This window comes from Nocardia sp. MDA0666 (genome assembly GCF_003023875.1).
Lineage (GTDB): Bacteria > Actinomycetota > Actinomycetes > Mycobacteriales > Mycobacteriaceae > Nocardia > Nocardia aobensis.
In genome coordinates, this window is the sequence record NZ_PYHT01000004.1 from 128992 (window position 1) to 151122 (window position 22131).

Annotated in this window: 14 protein-coding genes, 1 tRNA gene and 1 pseudogene; 9 read left to right on the forward strand and 7 right to left on the reverse strand. The window is 68.2% G+C overall.

Annotation, left to right across the window (positions count from 1 at the left end; all coding sequences use genetic code 11):
- Positions 1-42 precede the first annotated feature (42 nt).
- Entirely contained in the window at positions 43-9393 is a 9351-nt protein-coding gene (locus tag C8258_RS08725) for a type I polyketide synthase (protein WP_106954710.1), read from the reverse strand.
- A gap of 383 nt (positions 9394-9776) precedes the next feature.
- On the opposite strand from C8258_RS08725, the gene C8258_RS08730 reads away from it, so the two are divergent.
- The 8 genes and pseudogenes from C8258_RS08730 (at position 9777) to C8258_RS08770 (ending at position 15020) form a co-directional block, all read left to right on the forward strand.
- A tRNA-Leu gene (locus tag C8258_RS08730) sits at positions 9777-9858 on the forward strand.
- Between the two features lie 132 nt (positions 9859-9990).
- Positions 9991-10188, forward strand: a pseudogene (locus C8258_RS08735) (ATP-binding protein); the annotation flags it as partial.
- Between the two features lie 504 nt (positions 10189-10692).
- Complete coding sequence (locus tag C8258_RS08745; protein WP_106954712.1) at positions 10693-11691, forward strand: alpha/beta fold hydrolase; 999 nt, start codon at positions 10693-10695, stop codon at positions 11689-11691.
- A 135-nt stretch (positions 11692-11826) separates the two neighbouring features.
- On the forward strand, positions 11827-12312 hold the full coding sequence (locus C8258_RS08750) for a GNAT family N-acetyltransferase (RefSeq protein WP_158271232.1): 486 nt from the start codon (positions 11827-11829) through the stop codon (positions 12310-12312).
- A 103-nt stretch (positions 12313-12415) separates the two neighbouring features.
- Positions 12416-12655 carry an amphi-Trp domain-containing protein gene (locus C8258_RS08755; protein ID WP_106954714.1) on the forward strand — a complete coding sequence of 80 codons (240 nt, stop codon included), beginning with the start codon at positions 12416-12418 and terminating at the stop codon, positions 12653-12655.
- A 9-nt stretch (positions 12656-12664) separates the two neighbouring features.
- Positions 12665-13540, forward strand: a complete 876-nt coding sequence (locus C8258_RS08760) for a slipin family protein (protein ID WP_106954715.1) — start codon at positions 12665-12667, stop codon at positions 13538-13540.
- A gap of 117 nt (positions 13541-13657) precedes the next feature.
- A complete protein-coding gene (locus C8258_RS08765; protein WP_063018014.1) occupies positions 13658-14080 on the forward strand; it encodes an Hsp20/alpha crystallin family protein in 423 nt (140 codons plus the stop codon).
- A 40-nt stretch (positions 14081-14120) separates the two neighbouring features.
- A complete protein-coding gene (locus tag C8258_RS08770; protein WP_106954716.1) occupies positions 14121-15020 on the forward strand; it encodes a universal stress protein in 900 nt (299 codons plus the stop codon).
- 21 nt (positions 15021-15041) lie between these two features.
- Here the strand turns inward: C8258_RS08770 and C8258_RS08775 are convergent, their stop codons facing one another.
- Together C8258_RS08775 and C8258_RS08780 are read right to left on the reverse strand one after the other, a co-directional pair.
- Entirely contained in the window at positions 15042-16844 is a 1803-nt protein-coding gene (locus tag C8258_RS08775; protein WP_106954717.1) for an adenosylcobalamin-dependent ribonucleoside-diphosphate reductase, read from the reverse strand.
- A 12-nt stretch (positions 16845-16856) separates the two neighbouring features.
- The gene (locus C8258_RS08780) at positions 16857-17276 is read right to left on the reverse strand and encodes a CBS domain-containing protein (protein WP_064903845.1); all 420 of its coding nucleotides are present in this window, start codon (positions 17274-17276) and stop codon (positions 16857-16859) included.
- 768 nt (positions 17277-18044) lie between these two features.
- Between C8258_RS08780 and C8258_RS08785 the strand changes: the two genes are divergently transcribed.
- Positions 18045-18398: a hypothetical protein gene (locus C8258_RS08785; protein WP_146161184.1), complete on the forward strand. Its 354-nt coding sequence runs from the start codon at positions 18045-18047 to the stop codon at positions 18396-18398.
- 945 nt (positions 18399-19343) lie between these two features.
- Here C8258_RS08785 and C8258_RS08795 read toward each other — a convergent pair.
- The 4 genes from C8258_RS08795 to C8258_RS08810 are packed head-to-tail and all read right to left on the reverse strand — an operon-like array spanning position 19344 to position 22122.
- A complete protein-coding gene (locus tag C8258_RS08795) occupies positions 19344-19577 on the reverse strand; it encodes a hypothetical protein (protein WP_106954720.1) in 234 nt (77 codons plus the stop codon).
- A gap of 9 nt (positions 19578-19586) precedes the next feature.
- On the reverse strand, positions 19587-20309 hold the full coding sequence (locus C8258_RS08800) for an N-acetylmuramoyl-L-alanine amidase (protein ID WP_233224957.1): 723 nt from the start codon (positions 20307-20309) through the stop codon (positions 19587-19589).
- Between the two features lie 50 nt (positions 20310-20359).
- Positions 20360-20818: a hypothetical protein gene (locus C8258_RS08805; RefSeq protein ID WP_106954722.1), complete on the reverse strand. Its 459-nt coding sequence runs from the start codon at positions 20816-20818 to the stop codon at positions 20360-20362.
- Positions 20818-22122: a hypothetical protein gene (locus C8258_RS08810; RefSeq protein ID WP_106954723.1), complete on the reverse strand. Its 1305-nt coding sequence runs from the start codon at positions 22120-22122 to the stop codon at positions 20818-20820. Before C8258_RS08810 ends, C8258_RS08805 begins: the two co-directional genes overlap by 1 nt.
- Between the last annotated feature and the right edge of the window lie 9 nt (positions 22123-22131).

Genomic DNA, 22131 nt, shown 5'->3' on the forward strand with positions numbered 1-22131 from the left:
GGATCGTTACCCGGGAGTTGTTACTTCCCGGGCCCGATCTCCCTACTTCTCGGCCTCCCGGTTACCGGCCAGTTCGCCTGTGCCGCAGGAGCCGTGGGCCAGATACAGCCCCTCGGCGCCCAGACGGGCCTCCGCCGAGAGCAGCACGTCGGCCTCGAGCTGACGAATCTGCTTGGCAGGAGTGCCGTCGCCACCGAGACGGCGGTCGGCGGGCCGCTCGTAGAGCGGTTCACCACCGCACATCGCCTCGACCAGCCGCTGACGGCCGGCAAGCCGGCGTTCCTCCGCGCGGCGCAGATAGTCGTCGCGACGCTGCGGATCGAGCGCCTCGACGAAGGCCTGCGGATGCACGACCGCCAGCAGGCCGGAGACGTGCCCGAACCCGAGCGAGGTCACCAGACCGGCCTTGAGCGCGAACCGATCTCCGAACCGCAGCGGCTGCCGCGGCCACACCAGATGCGGATACTCGGCCATCTTCTCGTCGACGCAGTCGAGGCTGCGGTTCGGCGGAATCACGCCCTGCTCCAGCACCTGGCACAGCCCGATCAGCTGGAACGCGGCCGCACCGCCCTTGGCATGACCGGTCAGCGACTTCTGCGAAATCACGAACATCGGTGCGCCTTCGGAACGCCCCAGCGCGCCGGCCAGCCGCTCGTGCAGCTCCGATTCGTTGGGATCGTTGGCGGCGGTGGAGGTGTCGTGCTTCGAGATCACCGCGATCTCGTCCGGGGTCACGCCGAGCTTGCGCAGGTCGGCGGCCAGCCGCGATTCCGCACCGCCGCGGCCCGCGCCGAGCGCGCCCAGGCCGGGGGCCGGGATCGAGGTGTGCACGCCGTCGGCGAAGGACTGCGCGAACGCGACCACGCCGAGAACCGGCAGACCGAACTCCGCGGCGATGTCACCGCGGGCCAGCAGAACCGTTCCGCCACCCTGGGATTCGACGAACCCACCCCGGCGGCGGTCGTTGGCCCGGGAGAAGTAGCGGTCGCTGATGCCCTTGGCGCTCATGGCCGCCGAATCCGCGGTCGCCGACATGTCGCCGAAGCCGACGATGCCCTCGATGCCGAGATCGTCGTAACCGCCGGCGACCACGACCTCCGCCTTGCCGAGACGGATCTTGTCGACACCCTCCTCGACCGAGACCGCCGCGGTCGCACACGCCGCGACCGGGTGGATCATGCCGCCGTAGCTGCCGACGTAGGACTGAACCACATGCGCCAGAGCGACGTTCGGCAACGCCTCCTGCAGGATGTCGTTGGCCCGCGGCTCACCGAGCAGGTTGTCGATGTAGAGCGAGCGCATCGAGGACATGCCGCCCATACCGGTGCCCTGAGTGTTGGTCACCATGGCCGGGTGCACCCAGCTCATCAGCTCGGCGGGGCTGAAGCCGCTGGACAGGAACGCGTCCACGGTGCAGACGATGTTCCACAGCGCCACGCGGTCCACCGAACTCGCCATATCCGGCGAGATGCCCCAGCGGGTCGGATCCCAGCCCTCGGGGATCTGGCCGCCGACGGTGCGCGACAGCTTCGCCTTGCGCGGCACCCGAATCTCGGTGCCCGCCTGGCGAATCACCTGCCAGTCGCTGGAATCGGCGACGGGGCTGATCACGGTGTGCTCGGGGTCGGCGGCGTAGAACGCGCGTGCCTCGGCCTCGCTGTTGACCACGAAGCTCAGATCCCGGTCGAGGAAGACCGAGGTGAGCAGCGGCGCGGCGTTGTCGATCATGGAACCGTCGTCGCCGTAGCGGCGGATGCCGCAGCGCTGCACCACGGCGTCGTGGTAACGCTCGGCCAGCTCCGATTCCTCGACGTAGTCGCCGCTCTCGACGTCGTACCAGCCCGGCTTCGGGTCGTTCTCCCAGGTGACCAGACCGGTGGTCCACGCCAGTTCCAGGACGCCGGCCGCGGACAGTTCGTCGGCGACCTCCATCTCGAAGCGCGTGCGCGCGGAACCGTAGGGTCCGAGCTCACCGGCGCCGATGATCACGACCATATCGGCGAGATCGGCGGTGACGGCGCCCCATTCGGGGGTCGGCAGCGCCGAGGTGAGCGTCGGCGGCACCGGGAGCGCCGGGACCGTCGCGCGCTCGTCGTCGGCGACCGCTTCCGGCTCGCGCTCCACATCGTCGGCCAGCGCGGACAGATCCAGCTTCGCTCCGGCCAGGCCACCGGTGAGGTCGATCTGCTGCGGGCCGGTGGCGGTGACGGCGCGAGCCCGCGACGTGCACCACTTGAGCAGCTCGTCGGCCATCTCCTGCGTGGACCAGGTGTGCACGCCGGCCTTCTCCACGGCCGCGACCAGCGGATCGTTATGACCCATCAGGCCGGTGCCGCGCACCCAGCCGATCATCGCGTGCACCATGGTGACCCGCTGCGCCCACGACTTCTCCACCCGCCACTTGGCGATCACCGCGTCCAGCGCGGCCTTCGACTCGCCGTAGGCGCCGTCGCCGCCGAACATGCCGCGGTTGGGCGAACCCGGAAGCACCACATGCAGTTTCGCGTCCACGTCGTGGTCGGCGCCGAGGGCGGACAGACCGCCGATCAGGCGCTCCACCGACCACAGCAGGACCCGCATCTCCATTTCGGCACGTGCACCGGCATCGGCCAGATCACCGGCCACCCGCGGGGCGGCGAACGGCAGCAGCAGCGTCGGGGTCATCGCGGGCTTCACGAGCACCTTCGCGCCACCGGCGTTGTCGGTCTGCTCGTTGCCGACCCAGTCGATCAGTGCGTCGATATCGGAGTAGGAGGCCATATTCGCCGGCACCACCCACAGCGCGGCTCCGGCACGAGCGTGGTCGCGGTAGAGCTGCTTGTAGAAGGCGAGGCGGTCGTCGTCGAGCTTGGACGTGGTGAGGATGACGGTCGCACCACCGGCGAGCAGCCGTCCCGCGATCGATGCCGCGATGGACCCCTTGCTCGCGCCCGTGATCACCGCGGTGTCGGAGGACCAGGCACCGTCGTCGGTGCTCAGGGCCGCCTCGGCGATCCGCTCATAGGTACGTGCCAGCACCGAACGCGCCTCGCCCATCGCGAGTTTGCGCCACCACTGCGCCTGTGCCGCAACGGCCTTACCGGCTCCGACGAAGCTGTCGACCGTGTCCTCGCCCGAACCACCCAGCCACAGGGTGGCCAGATCCTCGCGGGCGGTGGCCCAGCGGTCGTCGATCAGCACCGCCTTGCGCGCGTCGAAGGCCGGAGCCACCAAACGCGGCCAGTCCGAACCCAATTCGGCCGAAACCAGATCGACCAGCGATTCGTCGCTCGCCTCCGGCGCCGACACCTGGTCGGTGAGGCCCAGCTGCTCTAGCACCACCCGGGCGGCGGTCGCCAGCACACCGTCGCGACCGGTGATCTGCTCGGTGAATTCACCGAGGGCGGCCGCGTCGACCGCGGCGCCACCGCCACCACCGGCTGCCGGCAGCGCGACGCTGATTCCGCGACGCGCGGCCACGGCCTGCACCGCGGCGTCGATCGCGGCGTCCACCGAAGCGCCGTCGCTCAACGCACCGGAGACCAGTCCACCGAGATCCCCGCCGCGCACGCTGGCGCCCTCGCGGGTGCCCAGCGACACCTCGGCGGTGACGTGGTGGGCCCAGCCGTCGCCGAGCTGCCACACCTTCTTCACCCGATCGGCGATCGCCGCCGGGCGCTTACCCGAGGGTCCGAACACCTTGCGCAGGTGGTCGCCGATGGCGTCGGACAGCACCGAACCGAACGGCTTGTAGGTGCGGGCCAGCCGGTCGACGGTGGCCGACAGCGCGCCCATATCGGCATCGGCGGCACCGTCGATCGCGCCCAGCGACAGCTCGGAGCCGAGGTCGACCAGCAACTGGTTGCGTCGCGAGGACACTCCGTCGCACAGCGCCTCGATGGTGTCCACGGGACCGATCTGGTCCAGCCGCAGCTTGGTCCACAGCGCGATCAGCACGCGGGTGGCGTCGGCGGCGGTGAAGGTGATGTCGTCGGGGCGGGGACCACCGGAGGCCGCGACCGGAGCCGGCGCCGGGGCGGCCGCGGCAGCCGTCGCGGTCGGAACCGCCTCGGCCACAGTCTCTTCCGGCTCGTCCACCGGAGCCGGATCGGTATCGGTGGAGTACACCACGCCGGCCTCGCGCTCGATGTTGAGCACCTCGACCTTGGTGGCGGAGTACTGCGGCAACTTCAGGGTGTTGCTCGCCAGGTTCGCCACGGTCGGCGTCGCCGCCAGGCCGATCTCGACGAACCGCTCCACACCGAGGCCGCCGCGTCCGGCGTCGGAGAACAGCAGATCCTGGGTCTCGATCCAGCGCACCGGGCTGGCGAACTGCCAGGCCAGCAGCTCGATCAGCACCACCCGGCACAGTTCTTCCGGACGCGCGGACCACGACTCGAAGTCGTCGAGCACCGCACGCAGCGGCTCCGACGGCACGTAGTCGGCGATCTCGGCGATGAAGTCGCGCTCCAGTGAGAACGGCCGCGGCACCAGGTTCGGAATGTAGCGCCCGGCAAGGATTTCCGGATGCAGGTTCTCCGGCAGCAGCTCCTCGAGCTTGTGCCGGAACTCGGGCACCCCCTTGCGCAGCACCGTCGAGTGGAACGGCACGTCGATGCCCGGCACCAGCACGAAGGCGCGCTTGCCGCCGAATTCGGCACGGCGACGCTCGATTTCGGCTTCCAACTCCTCGAGGCCGGCGACCGTACCCGCGATCGCGTACTGCGAACCGCGCAGGTTCAGGTTCACCACCTCGAGGAATTCCCCGACGCGCTCACCGACACCGGCGACGAAGTTGATCACCTCGGCGTCGGGCAGCCCGATCTGCGACGGGCGGATGGCGGCCATCCGATAGTCGCTGCGGCCCTGCACATCCCGGGGTACCAGCTCGTGCATGGCCGAGCCGCGCTGGAAGACGACCTCGAGCACGGCTTCCAGCGGAAGCACACCGGCCACCGCGGCCAGCGCGTTGTACTCACCGACGGAGTGACCCGCCAGCATCGCGCCCTCGACGAACGCACCGGCCTCACGCAGTTCGGCGACCTGCGCCACACCGAGGGTGGCCATCGCGACCTGAGTGAACTGGGTCAGATGCAGAACACCCTGCGGGTGGCGGTATTCCACGCCGCGGGCCTTGAGATAGGTCGGGTTGTCGCGCACCACGGCGAGGATCGAGAAGCCCAGGGCTTCCCGGGTGTGCTTGTCGGCGCGATCCCACACCTGCTTGGCCGCCTTCGACCGCGACCGGGCGTCCAGTCCCATCCCCTTGGTCTGGATGCCCTGACCGGGGAAGGCGTAGACGGTCTTGGGGGCCGCGAGCCGGGCGGTCGCGGTCATCACCAGGTCACCGCCGGTCCGGCAGGACACCTCGACGATCTCGCAGCCGCGGTCGACGGCGATCCGCTCGACGCGCACATCGATCTGCGCGCCCGGCCGGACCATGCCGAGGAATCGGGTGGTCCAGGCGGTGACAGTGCGTGCGGGCAGCGGAGATTCGGGATCCACCGCCGAGACCGCGTGCTGGGCCGCGGCCGACAGCCACATGCCGTGCACGATCGGGCTGCCCAGGCCCGCGAGTTTCGCGGCGGCATTGCTCGTGTGGATCGGGTTGTGGTCGCCGGAGACCTCAGCGAAGGCAGCCATGGCCCGCGGCGCGGTGAGCGTGACGTCGCGACGGCGGCGACGCGGAGTTTCGGTCGCCTCCTCGGAGACCGTCCCGGCCGCACGCGGCGGATCCGTGAGTTCGCCGGCACCGTTGCGGCCGCGAATCGCGAAGCGCTCCACCAGCGTTGCGACGGTCGGGGTCTCCAGACCGTGATCGCGCATGACGCCGACGGTGACCCGCACCTCGACGACGCGGCCCAGGTCGGTGTCGATCACCGACGCGGATTCCGCGCGCACGCTGAGCACCGCCGGATCGCTGGGCAGCTCGCGCACCAGATCGACCTGGTGGTCCAGGTGCACCAGATCCAGCATGCCCTCAATGACGCTCACGGCCTGTCCGTCGGCGCCCTCGGCACGGCTCGCGCCGAGCACGGCGAAGACGGCCGGCCAGCAGGCGCCGACCAGCACGTCGGGAACCCGGCGGCCGATGGTGCTGAGGCCCTCCGGCAGACCCGAACCGGTCACACCGGCGTGGTCGGCGACCATATCGGGCGTCCACGCCAGATTCACGTGCGCGACATGAGTTCCGTTGGCGGACTTGATCTCCGGCAGCGCCTGCCCGGCGGCCACGGCCAGCAGGGCCGACATCGCGGTCTCGGCATCGGCTTCGGTCACCACCGGGGCGCCACCGTTGTAGACCGAGCCCGGCACGGTGATGCGGATCCGGACCTCGTTCGCGGGCGACAGCGGGACGGCCAGTTCGACGTAGGCGTTGTCGGCGTCCGGACCGGTCGCGGGAACCAGGGTGGCGCCGGTCGGGCGGTGCAGCGCGCCCTGGGTGTCGACGGTCCACTCGTGCAGATCGCCGAGCCGGTGCACCGGGTTGGTAGTGGTGCGCCCGGCCCACTGCACATCGGGCGCGGCCAGCACGATGTCGATGGCGCCCGAACCGATGTCGGCCCGGCGGCGGCCGTCGACGGCGGCGGGGGTGACGCCGCCGCGGATCAGCGTGTAGGCGGTGTCCTGTTCGAAACGATCGAGCAGTTCACCGACCGGCTCGTCGACGCGGGTGATGCCGGCGACCGACACGGTTCCGGGGATCACGCACACCTGGTCGGCGGTGTAGCGCGGGTCGTGGGCCTGCCACAGCGAGTCCGAGCGCCACCACCGGCGCACGTCGGCGTCGACGACCGGCACGAAGTTGACCGGCTTGCCCGGGGTCTTGCACAGCGAGACGAAGAACGGCACATCGGCCGGGTGCAGGACGGTCTCGGCGGCGGCCGGGTAGTGCTCCTTCAGCGTGCAGATCACGTGCACCGGCCGTTCGAAGACGCTGTCGTCGTCGAACAGGGTCGGGATGCGGCCGCGGTCGGCGGGGTTGAGGCGGCCCTCGACGCGGCGCACCATCTCGGCGAACCGATCCCGCCAGGTGATGTCGGCCCACACCGAGCGAGTGGCGTCGGCGATGGCGTCACCGAGATCGGTGCCGCAGTCGAAGCCGTCGCGACCGGCGCGCTGATGTTCGGGCAGCAGTGCGGCCAGCTCCACGTAGCGTTCCAGCCAGCGCAGATAGGTCATGGTCGCGACATCACCGAAGTAGGGCTTGGCAGTGCTGTCGAGCGCCTCGATGATCTCGTCGCGGCGCGCGGCCACGGCCTCGGCGTCGCCGGCGACCTCGTCGAGCAGGCGGCCGGTGCGCGAGGCGGAGTTGTCGATCTCGTGGATGTCGGCGCCCAATTGGCTACGGCCGGAAGCCATTCCGCCGGTAGCCGTCCCGGCGGCGACCCAGTCGGGGGTGCCGGGGGTGTCGACCAGCAGCTGCTTGACCTCGGGTGCGGTGGTGGCCTCCAGGGTGGCCATCGCCGCGGTGCCCACCAGCACGCCGTCCAGCGGCATCTTGGGGTAGCCGTGGGAGACCGACCATTCGCCGGTCAGATATTCGGTGGCCCGCTCCGGGGTGCCGATGCCTCCGCCGACGCAGATGACGACGTTGTCGCGGTTGCGCAATTCGGCGTAGGTCTCGAGCAGCAGGTCGTCGAGGTCCTCCCACGAGTGGTGGCCACCCGCGCGGCCGCCCTCGATGTGCATGATCACCGGGTAATCCGGCACCTCGTCGGCTATGCGCAGCACCGCGCGGATCTGCGCGACGGTGCCCGGCTTGAACGCGACGTGGGCGATACCGGCCTCGGTCAGCTCGGCGATAAGCGCCACGGCCTCGTCGAGTTCGGGGATGCCGGCGGTCACGACCACGCCGTCGAACGGGGCGCCGGCGGTGCGCGAGCGCTGCACCAGTCGCTTACCGCCCAGCTGCAACTTCCACAGGTACGGGTCGAGGAACAGCGAGTTGAACTGCACGGCCCGGCCGGGCTGCAGCAGGGTCTTCAGCTCGGCGACCCGATCGGCGAAGATCTGCTCGGTCACCTGACCGCCACCGGCCAGCTCGGCCCAGTGGCCCGCATTCGCCGCGGCGGCAACGATTTTCGCGTCGACCGTGGTCGGGGTCATACCGGCCAGCAGGATCGGCGACCGGCCGGTCAGGCGGGTGAACGAGGTTTCGACCACGATGCGGCCGTTGGGAAGCCGAATCGGCTTGGGCGCGAAGGCATCCCATGCCGGGGCGACCTGCGGGGCCGCGCCGGGAGTGAAGAGGCTGCGCTGTCCGGGCCGGGTGGCGACCGCGACGATGCCAACTCCCATGCCCTTGAGCGAACCCTGGGTCAGACGGCTCAGCAGATCGCCGGGGCCGATGTCCAGAATCCATTGGGCCCCACCGGAAACGGTGTCGTCGACGGCCTGTACCCAGTCCACCGGGTCGACCAGAATGCTGCGGGCGAGCTGCGCGGCGAGTTCGGTGTCGATCTCACACTGCGCGGCCCACGTCGACACCAGTTCGACGGTCTCGGCCAGCGCGGGGTGATGGAACGCGACCTCGACCTGGACGTCCTCGAAGACCGGGGCGAACACCGCGCCACCGCGCTTCTTGGCGTCGCGATCGCGGGTCTGTTCGGCGTTGATCTCGGCGCAGCGCTGCCGCACCCGCTCCAGTTGCGCCACGGTGCCGGACAGGACCGCGCGCCGGCGGCCGTTGCGAATCGACACCACCGCGGCGACATTCGGATCCACACCCTCCGACACCTCGGCCACGACCGCGCGCAGCTCGTCGGGGTCGACATTGGACACCGCGACCATCGGCGATTTGTCGCCGACCGGGATGAGGCCGCGCCGGCGCGCCACCAGTGTGGCTGCCGCACCGATCAACTGGGCCAGCGCGAGCAGTTCCGCGTCGCGCGCACCGTGGGCGGTCGCGGCCTCGGCGGCGAGCAGGCCCTGGGAATGGCCGACGATGCCGGTCGGCGCGTGCTCGGCCGGATCCAGCCCCTGCATCCGCAGCGCGCGCAGCGCGGCGACCTGGGCGAGGAACACACCCGGCATCGACACCGCGGCGGAGCGCAGCGCCTGCGCGGACGGCGCCGCCGACTCCTCCCCTTCCTCACCGTCGGCGAGCTCGTCCTCGAGCATCCACGCGATCGGGTCGAAGCCGACGGGCCGGACCACCAGCAGCTGCGCCGCCACCGGTTCCAGCCGCGCGTCCGCCTCGCGCACGAGCGCGGTCAACTCGGGCTCGAGTGCGCTGTCGCGTCCGATCTCCTCCAGCTCCCGCAGCCACTGCGCACCCTGCCCACCGAAGGCCAGCGCGTACTTCTCACCATCGAGCAGGCGATCCAGCAGCGACGACTTGATACCCGTATCCGAAACTCCCCCAACGACCTTCGCGTTCGTTCCGGTCCCGGTGCGTTCGTTGATCGTCAAGACGTATCGACTTCCTTCTCGTGGCGGCTCACCTCGCGGGGCCCGCTCTTGCGTGCACAGGCGTCCCTCACCCCTGAGGACCTGACGAAGCCCCAGGTTCGCACAAAATCATGAGGAAAGCCTCACGTTTCCCCGGCCCCCACTCCCCTACCGTCGAGTATTTCGGTACGTACGTACAAGAACGCCTCCAAACATGACCCTCCCTCATGTTTGAACCCCCAGGTGGCAGGGTTACTTGGAAGTCAGAAAGTTGAGGGTTCCTCATATTGGGAGTTGCGAAATCGTTATAATCCCAGTTCGTGTTACCCGTGGGTACACGACACCCCCGCACGGCTTCGCGATCCGCCCCCGGGCCGGTAGAGTTTGGACGGTCGTACCATCACGCGCGAGTGGCGGAATTGGCAGACGCGCTGGATTTAGGTTCCAGTGTCCTCGGACGTGGGGGTTCAAGTCCCCCCTCGCGCACCGCTCAACCACTCATTCAAGGCATTTTGCCGGAAGAGTGTGTCTGGAACACTCCTCGCACACAGATCTCCGGCGAATTAGCCTGGCGTGCGTGCCCCGGGGTTCGAGCCTCACTCGAACACCGGAGGCGAAATCAACGCCGCTTACGAGCGCCGTTCCATCGCGGTGACCAGCAACATCCATCCGCCCGGATTCGACACCATCATGCACAAGACCCTGGCCACCGCCGCCGTCGATCGGCTCCTGCATCACGCGCATCTCGTGCTGACAAAGGGGGCCAGGGCAGACGGACCCATGTTCGACAGGCATCGGTCACCACCGGACAGGTGAGGCCGCGTCGTCGGACCCCGCGGTGATGGGGAGAAGAGAAGAAGGTCCCTGTGTTCGGTCGACCCGTGCCCCTACGGAAGCGGCAGCGGCGGGGATGAGAATCAGCAGGTCACTTCGATCGTGAACGGAAGGGCATCGAGATGCCTCGCTGGAGCGATTTCCTGGAGCGGTTCCGAGCCGCCGCGGCGCCCGGCGCCGCAACGCCGCGTGGAGTGCCGGCGGATCACGCGCGAGGCGCCGCCGAAGAGCTACAGCCGCTGCTGACGCTCCTCGACCCGGCCGAAGACGAGGCGCGCCGGATCCGCCGGCGTGCGCAGGCACACGCCACCCGACTGCGCTGGGATGGTGACCGCCGAGACCCTTCCACTCGGACAGCGCTCTCGACGAATCCGGATCCGACGCGACCGTTTCCCGTCCGAGTTGTGCCGAATCACCGTGATGACGTGTGACCGGAAAACGCGGGCACGAACAGCGAGACCGCCGAGACGACATCAGGAGGTTCCGATGCCCCACTGGCCGGCCCCGCGGCAACCCGACCGTCCCAACCGGGATGCTGTCACCCCGGCGGTGCCCGATGTGCCCGTCGATCGAATCGCCGAATCCCCAGCCGAAGCGACGCCGCCAACTGGGACACAGCAACGACACCACGACCACCGATCTGCGCGGCTGCGATCACGATCGGTTCTCGTCGAGGGCCGTATCGCCCGTTACTCGGCCGGCGGCCGCGGGCCCCACGTGCTCTTCCTGCACGGCTGGGGATTGGGAAGATACGCCTACACCCGGCCGCTCGAGGAACTCATTCGCATGGGAGTGCACGTCTTCGCCCCCGCACTTCCCGGCTTCGGAGGCACCGCCGGGTTGCCGCTCGAGCATCGATCGCTCGCCGGCTACGCGCGGTGGGTGGGAGCCTTCATCGAGGCGATCGACCTACCGCTGCCGGTCACCGTGGTCGGGCATTCGTTCGGCGGCGGCGTCGCGATTCAGGCCGCTCACGATGTACCCGAGCTCGCCGAGCGGCTCGTGCTCGTGAACTCCATCGGCGGCTCGGCATGGACCGACGGTCGTGGGGTGGCACGCGCCCTTCGTGAACGTCCGCTGTGGGATTGGGGCCTGCACTTGCCGGCGGACTTGCTGCCCGGTCGCCAACTGACCAGGGTCCTGCCGGTGATCATGCGTGATGCGGTGCCCAACGTCCTGCGCAACCCGACAGCGGTGTGGGAAGTCGCCCACCTGGCCCGCACCGCCAACCTCACCTCCGAACTCACCACGCTCGCCGAGCGCCGGCTGCCGGTCTTCGTGGTGTGGAGCAAGCGAGACACGGTGATCCCCGAATCCACGTCCATGTCGCTGCGGACCGCCCTGGGCGACCCCCGCACGATCACCGTGCCCGGCGGGCACAGCTGGCTCATCGACGACCCGCACGCCTTCGGAGAACTCATCACCAACGTCGTCCACGAACCCGGTTCCGGCTTCGAGCCAGACACCCGGCCGACTGCCCAGTAACGATCGATGCCGATCGCTACCCAATCATTCGTGCCCGCGCCAAGCACCGGCTTGCCGCCCCGCACCGCCGCGACGGGGGCAGGCCGTCACGACCAGCTGGCGGATTCGTCCACCGCGGGAGGAGCAGATTTCCTCATGACCGTAGAAACGACTCTGGATCTCGACGATGTCGCCTTTCGCCGGCTCGGCCCCGGCGATGCGAGCGCTGTTCGCGACCTCCACGCGGCGCTCGACGAACACGACAGCTACTACCGGTTCTTCGGGCCGCGGCCGAAACATCTGGAACATCTGGCCGCGGCGACAGCGAGCAACGATCCGGGGCACGGCGCGGTGGGCGCGTTTCTCGGACCTCGGCTCATCGGTGTCGCGAACTACATCGTCTCCCCCGGCACACACTGCGCTGAGGTGGCCATGGTCGTAGCGCATGAAGATCAGCAGTCGGGCATCGGCACCGCCCTGCTCACGCGCCTCGCCGACGACGGCCGCCGCCGCGGGATCGACAGATTCGTCGCCGATGTCATGGCGACGAATTCCACCATGATGCAGTTGCTGAAGGATATCGACATCCCGATGTCGGCCGACTACGACAACGAAATCGTGCACGTCGTTCTTCAACTCTGAGGTGCGACACCGCATCGCCCGTGCGGCCGAGTGACCAAGGCCATGACCATTCGGGGTAGTGCTCCCCTGGCGATGAACCGACGGCGCGCGTGCACTGATCACCATGGCACACACGCTGTACGAGAATCACTGCACTCTGACCCGCGGCGAGCTGGCCGCCGAATTGCGCCACATCGCCGATCGGCTCGACGCCGGCACCGATCTGACCTACGGGATCGGCAACTCGGAAATCACCGTCCCGGTCCCGCGACAGGTGCATCGCGAGCTGGAGATCGACAGCGCCGTCGACGGCGATCTCAGCCTCGATTTCGCCTTCCACTGGGCGCCGACACGCAGGAAGTGAGACCGGCCCATGAGTACTGCCACCATCACCGTGATCATCGTCGCCGTCGTCGTACTCGTCGCGATCGTCGCGGCGCTGTCGATCCGGGTGGTGAACCAGTATCAGCGCGGCGTGCTGTTCCGGCTCGGCCGGCTCATCGCCGTGCGCGAACCGGGTCTGCGGTTCATCATTCCGGTGGTCGACCGGCTGCGCCTGGTCTCCATGCGCATCGTGACACTGCCGATCCAGTCGCAGGGCATCATCACCCGCGACAACGTCAGTGTCGACATCTCGGCTGTCGCCTACTTCCGGGTGATCGACGCCGCGAAATCGGTGATCGTCATCGAGAACGTCGCCGCGGCGATCGATCAGATCGCACAGACCACCCTGCGCAAGGTGGTGGGTCAGCACACCCTCGACCAAGCGCTCGCCGAGACCGACGTGATCAATGCCGACATCCGCCAGATTCTCGACGCGACGACGGTGGAGTGGGGCGTCGAGGTCACCCTGGTCGAACTGAAAGACATCCAACTGCCCGACGGCATGCAGCGGGCGATGGCCCGCCAGGCCGAAGCCGAACGCGAGAAGCGCGCGAAAATCATTGCCGCCGAGGGTGAATCGCTGGCCGCCGCCTCACTGGGCGAGGCTTCCGACACCATGGTCGCGCACCCGCTCGCACTGCAGCTGCGCAACTTGCAAACCCTGATCGAACTGGGCGTGGACAAGAACACCACCGTCGTGTTCCCGGCACCGCTGATGAGTGCGATCGGCGACATCAGCAGCTTCTTCGCCCGCGAAGCCGGTGCGGCCGAAGCACTTCACCCACTCACCCACCACGGCCGGCTCAACGGCGCGCCGAGCGAGCGCACACGCGCCGGCAGCACGGGCGCCGAACAGGACCGATAACGCGGCGAGGACTTCCGTCACTCTGGGGCGAAGACTCGCTGCCCTAGGAGTGCGCGGCCTGCCACGCTGAGATCGAGGGATAGGAACAGGTACCCACCACACAGCCGAGGAGTGATCATGAACCTGCTTCCCGCCCACCGCCCCGGATCGCTGCTACCCGACTTCACCGATTGGTGGAATGCGTTCACTCCCGGCCTGGCGCCGATGTTCGGCAGTCATCTCCTGCGGGTGGAGGAGTCCGTCGACGACGGCCACTACGTGGTGCGTACCGAGATTCCCGGCATCGACCCGGCCAAGGACGTCGAAGTGTCCGTGCATGGCGGGTTGCTCACCATCAAGGCCGAGCGCAGCGAATCCCACGAGGAGAAGGGACGCTCGGAGTTCAGCTACGGCTCCTTCGAACGCACCGTCTCGCTTCCCGAGGGAGCGCAGGACGAGGGCATCGACGCGACATATGCCAAGGGCATCCTCACGGTCACCGTTCCGATGGGCGAGCCGAAGGAGAAGGTGACGAAGGTCGACGTGAAATCCGGCGACTGACCGGGCACCGGCCACCGACTCCCGGAAGGGACATCGACTCATGAGCGAGGAAACGCGCGGGGCGCGATCACCTGCTCCGATCGTGGTGGCGACCGATGGGTCCGCCGTGTCGCAGCAGGCCGTCGCGTGGGCCGCGGCCGATGCGGCACTGCACGGATGTCCGCTGCACGTGGTCGCCTCCGTGGCGTTTCAAGGGGCGTACGGACCGGTGCCGTATGTGACGGCGGAGGCCGTCGAGCAGATGCAGGACGACGGTGAGCGCGTCGCCGACGAGGCGGTGCGCATCGCCCGAGCAGCGGTCGCACCCGATGCGCTGACGATCGGCCGGGAGGTGACCTTCGATCCGATCATTCCCTGCCTGATCATGCGATCGCGGACCGCGCGGACCCTCGTGGTGGGCAGCCGGGGGCGCGGTGCCTTTCACCGGGCTTTCCTCGGTTCGGTGAGTTCGGCGATGGTTCACTACGCCCACTGTCCGGTGGCTGTGGTGCGGACGTCGTCGAGCCTCGACCCGATCTCCGCCCGCCGGCCCGTTCTGGTCGGCACCGACGGCAGTGACAACAGTGTGCCGGCGGTGGCGATCGCGTTCGAAGAGGCCGGACTGCGCGGTGTCGGGGTCACCGCGCTGCGGTGCTGGAACGACTCGACCGGTGGCGAACTGTCCACCGGTGCGTGGGAACAGGCACGCGAGAAGGAATTCGCTCTGTTGACGGAAAGCCTTGCCGCACATCGGGATCGCCATCCCGAGGTCGCGGTGCACAGCATCGCCGTCCCCGAAAAGCCCGCCCGCGCCCTGCTCACCGAGGCAGAGCACGCACAGTTGGTGGTCGTCGGCAGTCACGGTCGCGGCGGATTCGCCGGAATGCTGCTCGGCTCCACCAGCCGGGCGGTGGTGCAGGCGGCCGAATGCCCGGTCATCGTCGCACGCCCGCGGGCCTAGACGGTCGAACTCCTCCGGGCATCACGCGCTGTGCTCCGGAACCGCGGTGCCTCCGGCGTAGGCACCGCGCACGACGACGGCCGCGTCGTTGCTCGTCGTGTCGGTGCTCGCTTCCGGATACCGCAGCACCTGATCCGGTCTGCTGCCCGAGCGATACACCGTGACACCCTTGTTTCCCGCCCGCCAGGCGCGCGTGAAGACTGCTTCGACATCGGCGACGGACGAGTCGGGCGCGATGTTGACGGTCTTGGCGACCGCCGCGTCGGTGTGGCGCTGCACCGCGGTCTGCATCCGCACATGCCAGATCGGCGCGATCTGGTGCGCCGTACGGAACAGGCGACGGAGATCGGCGGGAAGGTTCGCGCCCGCGATACCCGTCGCGGCGACCTCGGCCGCCACCGCCTCCGACCACACTCCGCGTTCGATGGCGGCCTGCTCGAAAAGCGGTTCCACACAATCGAATTGCCAGCCGATGAGATGGCGTGTGTATGCCAGGGCGAACAGCGGCTCGATCCCCGCGCTCACCCCGGCGATGAGGGATATGGTTCCGGTCGGCGCGATGGACGTGACCTGCGCGTTGCGCACCGGCGGCGCGTTCTGCCGGGCCGGGATGCTCCGTGCGAACAGCGGGAACGCCCCGCGCTCGGCGGCGAGTTCCCGGGACGCGGTCCGCGCCCACCGCGCGATCCGCGACATCAAGCGATCGGTGAAACCCACCGCTTCCGCGCTGTCGTACGGAAGGCCCAGTGCGGCAAGGGTTTCCGCCAGCCCCATGATGCCGAGGCCGATTTTCCGGGTGGCGCGTGCGGCGGCCCCGAGTTCGGGCACGGGATATTCCGCGACGTCGATGACATCGTCGAGAAAGCGCACACCCTCGCGCACGACACGTGCGAGGCGTTGCTCGTCGATGTGGTCGCCGTCGAGGAGCCGGGGCAGGCAGATCGATCCGAGATTGCAGGATTCGTACGGTAGGAGCGGAACCTCGCCGCACGGGTTGGTGGCCTCCAGCGGCCCCAGGTCGGGAAGCGGATCGGCCCGGGCGACGGCATCCAGGAACAGGACACCCGGCTCTCCGGTGCGCCAGGCCTGTTCGGCGATGTCGGCCAGCAGACCACGCGCGGACACCTCCTGGACGGTCGCGCCGGTGTGAGGGTCGATCAGGCGGTGACCGCGGTCCTCGGCGGCCGCGCGCATGAACTCGTCGGTCACCGCCACCGACAGGTTGAACGTCGAGAGCACGGTCGTGTCGGTCTTCGCGTGCACGAACTCCCGGATATCCGGGTGACGGACGTGCAGCACCGCCATATTGGCGGCCCGGCGCCGCCCACCCAGACGGATCACCCGGGCCGCCGCATCGAACAGCTGGATGAACGAGACCGGACCGCTCGCCGACCCTCCGGTCGATATGCGCGAGCCGCGGGGGCGCAGATGCGAGAACGCGAATCCCGTTCCGGCGCCCTCGCGATGCAGGAGTGCGGCGGTGCGCAGCGTGGTGAAGATGGAGTCGAGCGAATCCTCCAGTGGCAGAACGAAGCAGCCGGAGAGCACACCGTCACCGGTGCCGGCATTCATCAAGGTCGGCGAATTCGGAAGAAACTCACGGCTGCGCAGCAGTGCCGCGAACCGCTGCGCCCAGTATTCGCTGCTGCCGGCCCGGTAGGCGTCCTCCGCACCGGCGACGAACCGGGCGACCCGATCCATCATCCGGCCCGGCGACTCGCAGATCCTGCCCTCGGCATCGCGCCGCAGGTACCGTTCGGCGACCGTCGCCAGGGCCGCCGGTGACAATCCGAGGTCGTCGACGACGCCGGTGTCTTCAGGCATGGCGTACTGCTGTCAGGTGCCCGCGTAGACGCCTTCGACGAATTTCGCGATCTCGTCGTCGCTGAGGTGGCGTGCGATATCCGCTTCGCTGATCATGCCGACCAGCCGCTTGTTCTCGATGACCGGCAGCCGCTTGATCCGGCGCTCTTCCAGTTCGTGCAGAACGTCGTGAACATCCGTATCGGCGTCCACCCATCGTGGCGTCCCTTCACACAGCGAAGCGCAGGTCGCCGTCGCCGGATCACCGCCGGTCGCAAGGCATTTCACCACGATGTCGCGGTCGGTGATGATTCCGCACAGCCGCTCGTTCTCATCGCTGACCGGTAGAACTCCGACGTCGAGCCGGCGCATGAGCCGGGCAGCGTGCTCGACGGTATCGGTCCGTGACACCCACGCGGCACCCTCGTGCATGATCTGCTTGGCTGTGGTCATCGTTTTCTCCCTTCGAGTATCGGCAGTTCTCCACCCTCCACCGATGCACGGAGGGCCGGAAGAGAACAAAGTCCCGATGAGCACACGGGGCGGGATCGACGACAATGCCCGCCGGTGTCACGACACGACGGGCATTGTGGTTATTTGGTTATGCCTGTTCGAGGACGGGCCTGCGTCGATCATGCACCACCGAGAATCCGACGTTTCACGTCTCGTGGTGGCTCGGCCCGAATCTGCTGACCGAACCACCGTCTCGAGCAAACACCGAGCGTGCCCGGCACCGTCAAGGATTCCATCGAGAGCACCGGGCGGGAAGTGCCGAAAGTCCCACGAACCGCTCTCTGCCGGCGTGCACCGTCCCTGGCGGCCGGCCGGTTCAGGGCAACGGAGCGGTCCAGGTATGCGGGTGCCCAGCCCGCGGGAGCGGGCTGTCAGTCGGACACGTTCTCGTCGAACCAGTACTGGGCGGCCAGGTCGGCATCGATCAGCGCCTTACATACCCGTTCTGCGCCGGCGGGTGCCGTCGGCCAGCACCTTGAAAACCGCGTCCATATCAAGTCGGATCGCACACCACAATCATGCAAGCATGTACTGCATACACCAACGGGTAGCGCTTCCGAACTGCAAGTGGGCCATCCGCTGAGCTGCGGTTATCGGTGGCGAGGGATGTCGAAACCGTTCTACGCTACGGGTAGCGCACCGGTATGGAACAGAGGCGCTTCGGCGTAAACCAGGGTGGCATGGCTGTGGGCGAGGGAGGTGGCCGCCATGGGCGGCGGGCCGTCTGAGAACGACGGGCGCGAGCGCGCGGTCGTGGGCAGTGCCGCAGCGCGTGACGCGTTGTCGCAGATGCAGCTGCACACGGTTCTGTCCGAGCTGCGTGACCGGGTCGAGGACGTCATCAGTGCCCGCGACCAGCCCGACAACCTGGTCGAGGCAATGCTTGCCGTGACCGCCGACCTGCTCGGCAGCTGTGACACCTCGCCCTGTTCATCGGCGACCTACTCTCACCGGCTGCCACAGCCACGCCTCCGCTCCGCCCGCACACGCACCCGAAACTGCTCGACCCCCGTGGCGGGCACCAGCAAACCATCTGCAGGTGTCGCTATCCCGTGCACGTGACACCCGATGGAGCGACCTGAGGTTCCCCCGCTGATCCGGAGAGTGAGAGCGCCGCCTTCGCGGGTCGAAACAACCTGCCACCGATTACGTCTCAGCCCTGCAGACCGCACAGCCATTCCCAGGCAAGCAGTCAGCTCCCGGAAGCAGGTCCTGGACATCACGGTCGAGCGCCGCGGCGACGAGTACCAACTCGTCCACCCGGAACGACCCGGGCCGCGCTATCCGGCCGGCAAGCGCAGCACCCGTCATCACGAGGCGTTCCCCCAGGTCCACGTCACTCATCCCCGCCTCCTTCGTGGCCTGCCTGACCCGCGCCCCGACACACCTGTCCATCCAGTCCACAAGACCGCCTTCCGCCCCTCGCCCATCGCCACCACCGGCCCCGCAATCGCGGCCAGTGGCAGCGTTTTTGAGCTATCGTTCGAACATTGTTTCTATTACCCGAGCCGAGCGGATGAGAGATCAACCTGTTAATCGACAACCACTTCGGCGACCACAGCGGCAATGCGGCAGGACGCCCTGCTGACCCGTAGGAAACTCGCCAAGCTGGCCAACATCTCGGTCTCACTTCCCGAGAAGATCGAACTCGGCACCCGCTCCACGGCGCTCCACCCTCTGCAGGTGCTGTTCAACCAATTGCACCTCGTCGATGTACCGCAAACACGACTTCAGCCAGCTTCTATGTATTGCCCACATTCACCATCGTGGCAGCCAACGCCGTCCACCGCGCATCCTTTCCCGGAGCCGAAACGGACACCGCGGCAGCACGTAAGTCGGGTCTAGCGAAGTCACGCCGATCAGCCCTCCTGCAGGCGTCCCGTGCTCCTGGACGGGCTCTGGATCAGCGCGCGAGTGAGCGCCTAATCCGGATTCAGGAATGACGAATCCCCGCTCCGCAAAGCGGAACGGGGATCCAGAACATTGATCACTGAACTGGTGAGCGCGTCACACCGACTTCGTTGTCCGCGTATCAGCCTGGGCGGAGGTCTTCATCCGCCGGCCGAGGTTGACGCGCTGCACCAGCCTGGCGGTGTCCTCCTGGTTCAGGTTGTTGAAGTTGTAGACGTTCTGTCGGCGGCTCGAAGGCTTGAATTCGGTCGGGCTGACGCTTCCCGGTGTCCACATGGCCAGCGGTCGCGTGGACGCCGAGAACGGGGTCTGCGATGTCGAATTCGACATCGGGGCCTCCTAATGCTCGAAATGTGCCAGGCGGGCGTAGATGTCGGCGAGGGCGTCGACGACGGTGCGGTTGTTCAGCTGGGGCCAGCCGGCGTACTGGCCACTGTCGCGCTGGGCCCGGCCGCACAGCTGTTCGCGGATGTCTTTGACGTCGCTGCTGATCGGGCCGCAGAGCGCGGTGATGAATTCTTTGATCTCGGCGACTTCTGCTGCGCTCATCGGCGCGTCCTCTCCATCGATGAAAGCCTGGACATCGCGGCGGAATTCGTCCATGTCGATGCCGGCGGGGTCGATTTTTCCTTCGCTGCTGTACTCGCGGTGGGCTACGCAGTCGGCGGCGGTGCGGTCGATGCGGCGCAGGATGGCGGCGCAGCCGCGTTTGTAGGCGTCGAGCTGAGCTGGGGTCCAATCGATTCCGTCACCACGGGAGACCGCTTCGATGCCGATCACGTGGTAGTTGGCGTTGTTGGTAGGCCAGCCGGGCCAAGAGCCACGGCCGGCGTGCCAGCAAACACCTGCGGCGATCACGCGATAGGTGCCGTCGCGTTCCAGAACCAGTTGGGCCAGTGGGCCGTCCAGGTCGGGCCGTCCGTATTGGACCGTGCGCCAATCGTCCGGTCCACCGCCTGCGGTGTGGTGGCAGAGCACGCCGCGCAGATCGGCGAAGTCGCCGTGACCGCGGTCGCGCCAGCCCTCGTGCTCGATCACGTGCAGGCCGGCGTCGCGGAGCACGTCCGCGAGCCAGATCGGGTCTGCTGTCCATGTCATGCGGTGGTCCTCCGTTACACGAGGTCGAAGGTGACGTAGGTTCCGGAACCGCCCTTCAACGTCGCGGTCACACCCCAGACGCTGGTGGTCGTGTTGGTGACGGCCAGCCACAGACGATCACCGGCCTGCACGGTGATCGCAGTATCCGTGAGGGCGACGAACGTCGCGCCGCTCGCGAAATCCGCCCCTTTGATCTCGGTGCTGTTCTGCATGAGCGACACATGGAACCCGCCGCCGCCTGCGGTTGGGCTCCAGGCCGCGGCCAGAGTCACCTTGCAGCGCGCGATGCCCGCGCCCGAGCTTCCGATGAGGATCTCATCGGCGGCGGAGATGACGGTGTCCGGATACCCGCTGCGTGCGACCCATCCGGACACCTTCAGGTTGGCGGTGTCCTTGCCGACGGGAAGATCACCGGATTTGTCCATGCCCATCGGTGCCAGCACCGCACCGGGGGCGACCACGACGAAGACCATCAGACCGTCACTCCTTTGAGGCTCACCTGCAGGCCCTTACCCGCCGGGCTGTCGGCGGTGGTGATATTGACGGTGAGGCGATCACCCGGAGCGAACGTCCACGGGCCGCCGGCTGTGATGACGGTGTCGGTGTTGTGGGCGGCGGCCGCGATGGTCGCCGAACTGCCTGCGACAGGGTTGTTTCCGCTGCCATTGGTTTTGCGCAATTCCACGACGAGGTTGCCGGTGCCGGCGGTCTCACCGCGGTAAGTGATCGAACTGATGCTGATCGAGCGCTCGATGCGAAGCCCTTCCGGCATCACATTTCCGGTGCCCGCAGCGCGAGTTCCCGTGTGGGATTTGAACGCGATGTCGTAGACCTGGCCGGCCGCGGTGGGCGGACGCGGATCGCTGAGCCGGGTGTCGGTGGCCGACACCGCCCCGAGCGCGGTGCGGGCGGCCGCCGCGTCGGTGGCGGTGAGCAGCGAGCGTCCCACCGCGCTCGCGTCCGAGAGTTGTGCGGTGGTGTGCGTGTGCGCGGTAGGTGTCCGAGCGTCGGTGAGCCGCGGATCATCGCCCGCGACAGCGGTTGTCGAGGTCGAGCCGATGGTCGGCGGGAAGGTCGCCGGCTTGCCGGTCACGCCGGCCCAGTCGGTCGCACCGGCCGGGCCTCGGATCACGATGCCCTGTCCGTTGGGAGTCCAGCCACCGGCCGTCGCGCGGTAGACATACAACAGCCCGTCGGCCTTGACGACGTACTGCGCACCGTCTTTCGGCGTCGCAGGCAGCGCAGCATAGGTGGCCGCCTGGCCGTCGATCTGGATACCCGCACCGCGCTCGCCGCGCACCACGGCGTTGCCGGGGCTGGCGGGCACCGGCGAGACGAGCGTCAGGTCGACCAGGCCTGATGCGCCGGTGTCGGGATCGGCGGGGTCCGGGCCGGCAACGTACTCGGGAACAGTGAAGCTGAACGGCTCCAGGGCAACCGATTCGCCCTCGTACTGGAGCGCGAACGAGACCCGCCAGGTCCATTGGTTCGGATTGGTGTCGGCGTTCGGCGCGACCAACCGGATGCCGCGCTGACCCCGCCAGGTGAGATAACCGAATTCGTCCAGTTCGCACACGTAGTGGTTGGGCAGCTGGACATAGGTGGCCGGCGCGGGTTGCGCGGCGGCGACCAGTACCTTCGGGGCGTCCGCCGTGAAGGTGACGGTACCGGTGAGGGGCGGGAACTCGGGGAGATCGCCGATATCGGGGCCATCGGCGATATTGGCGAGGAAGCGCCCGACGACCTTGCCGTATTTCAGTGGGGCCAGATCAGCCATCGATCAATG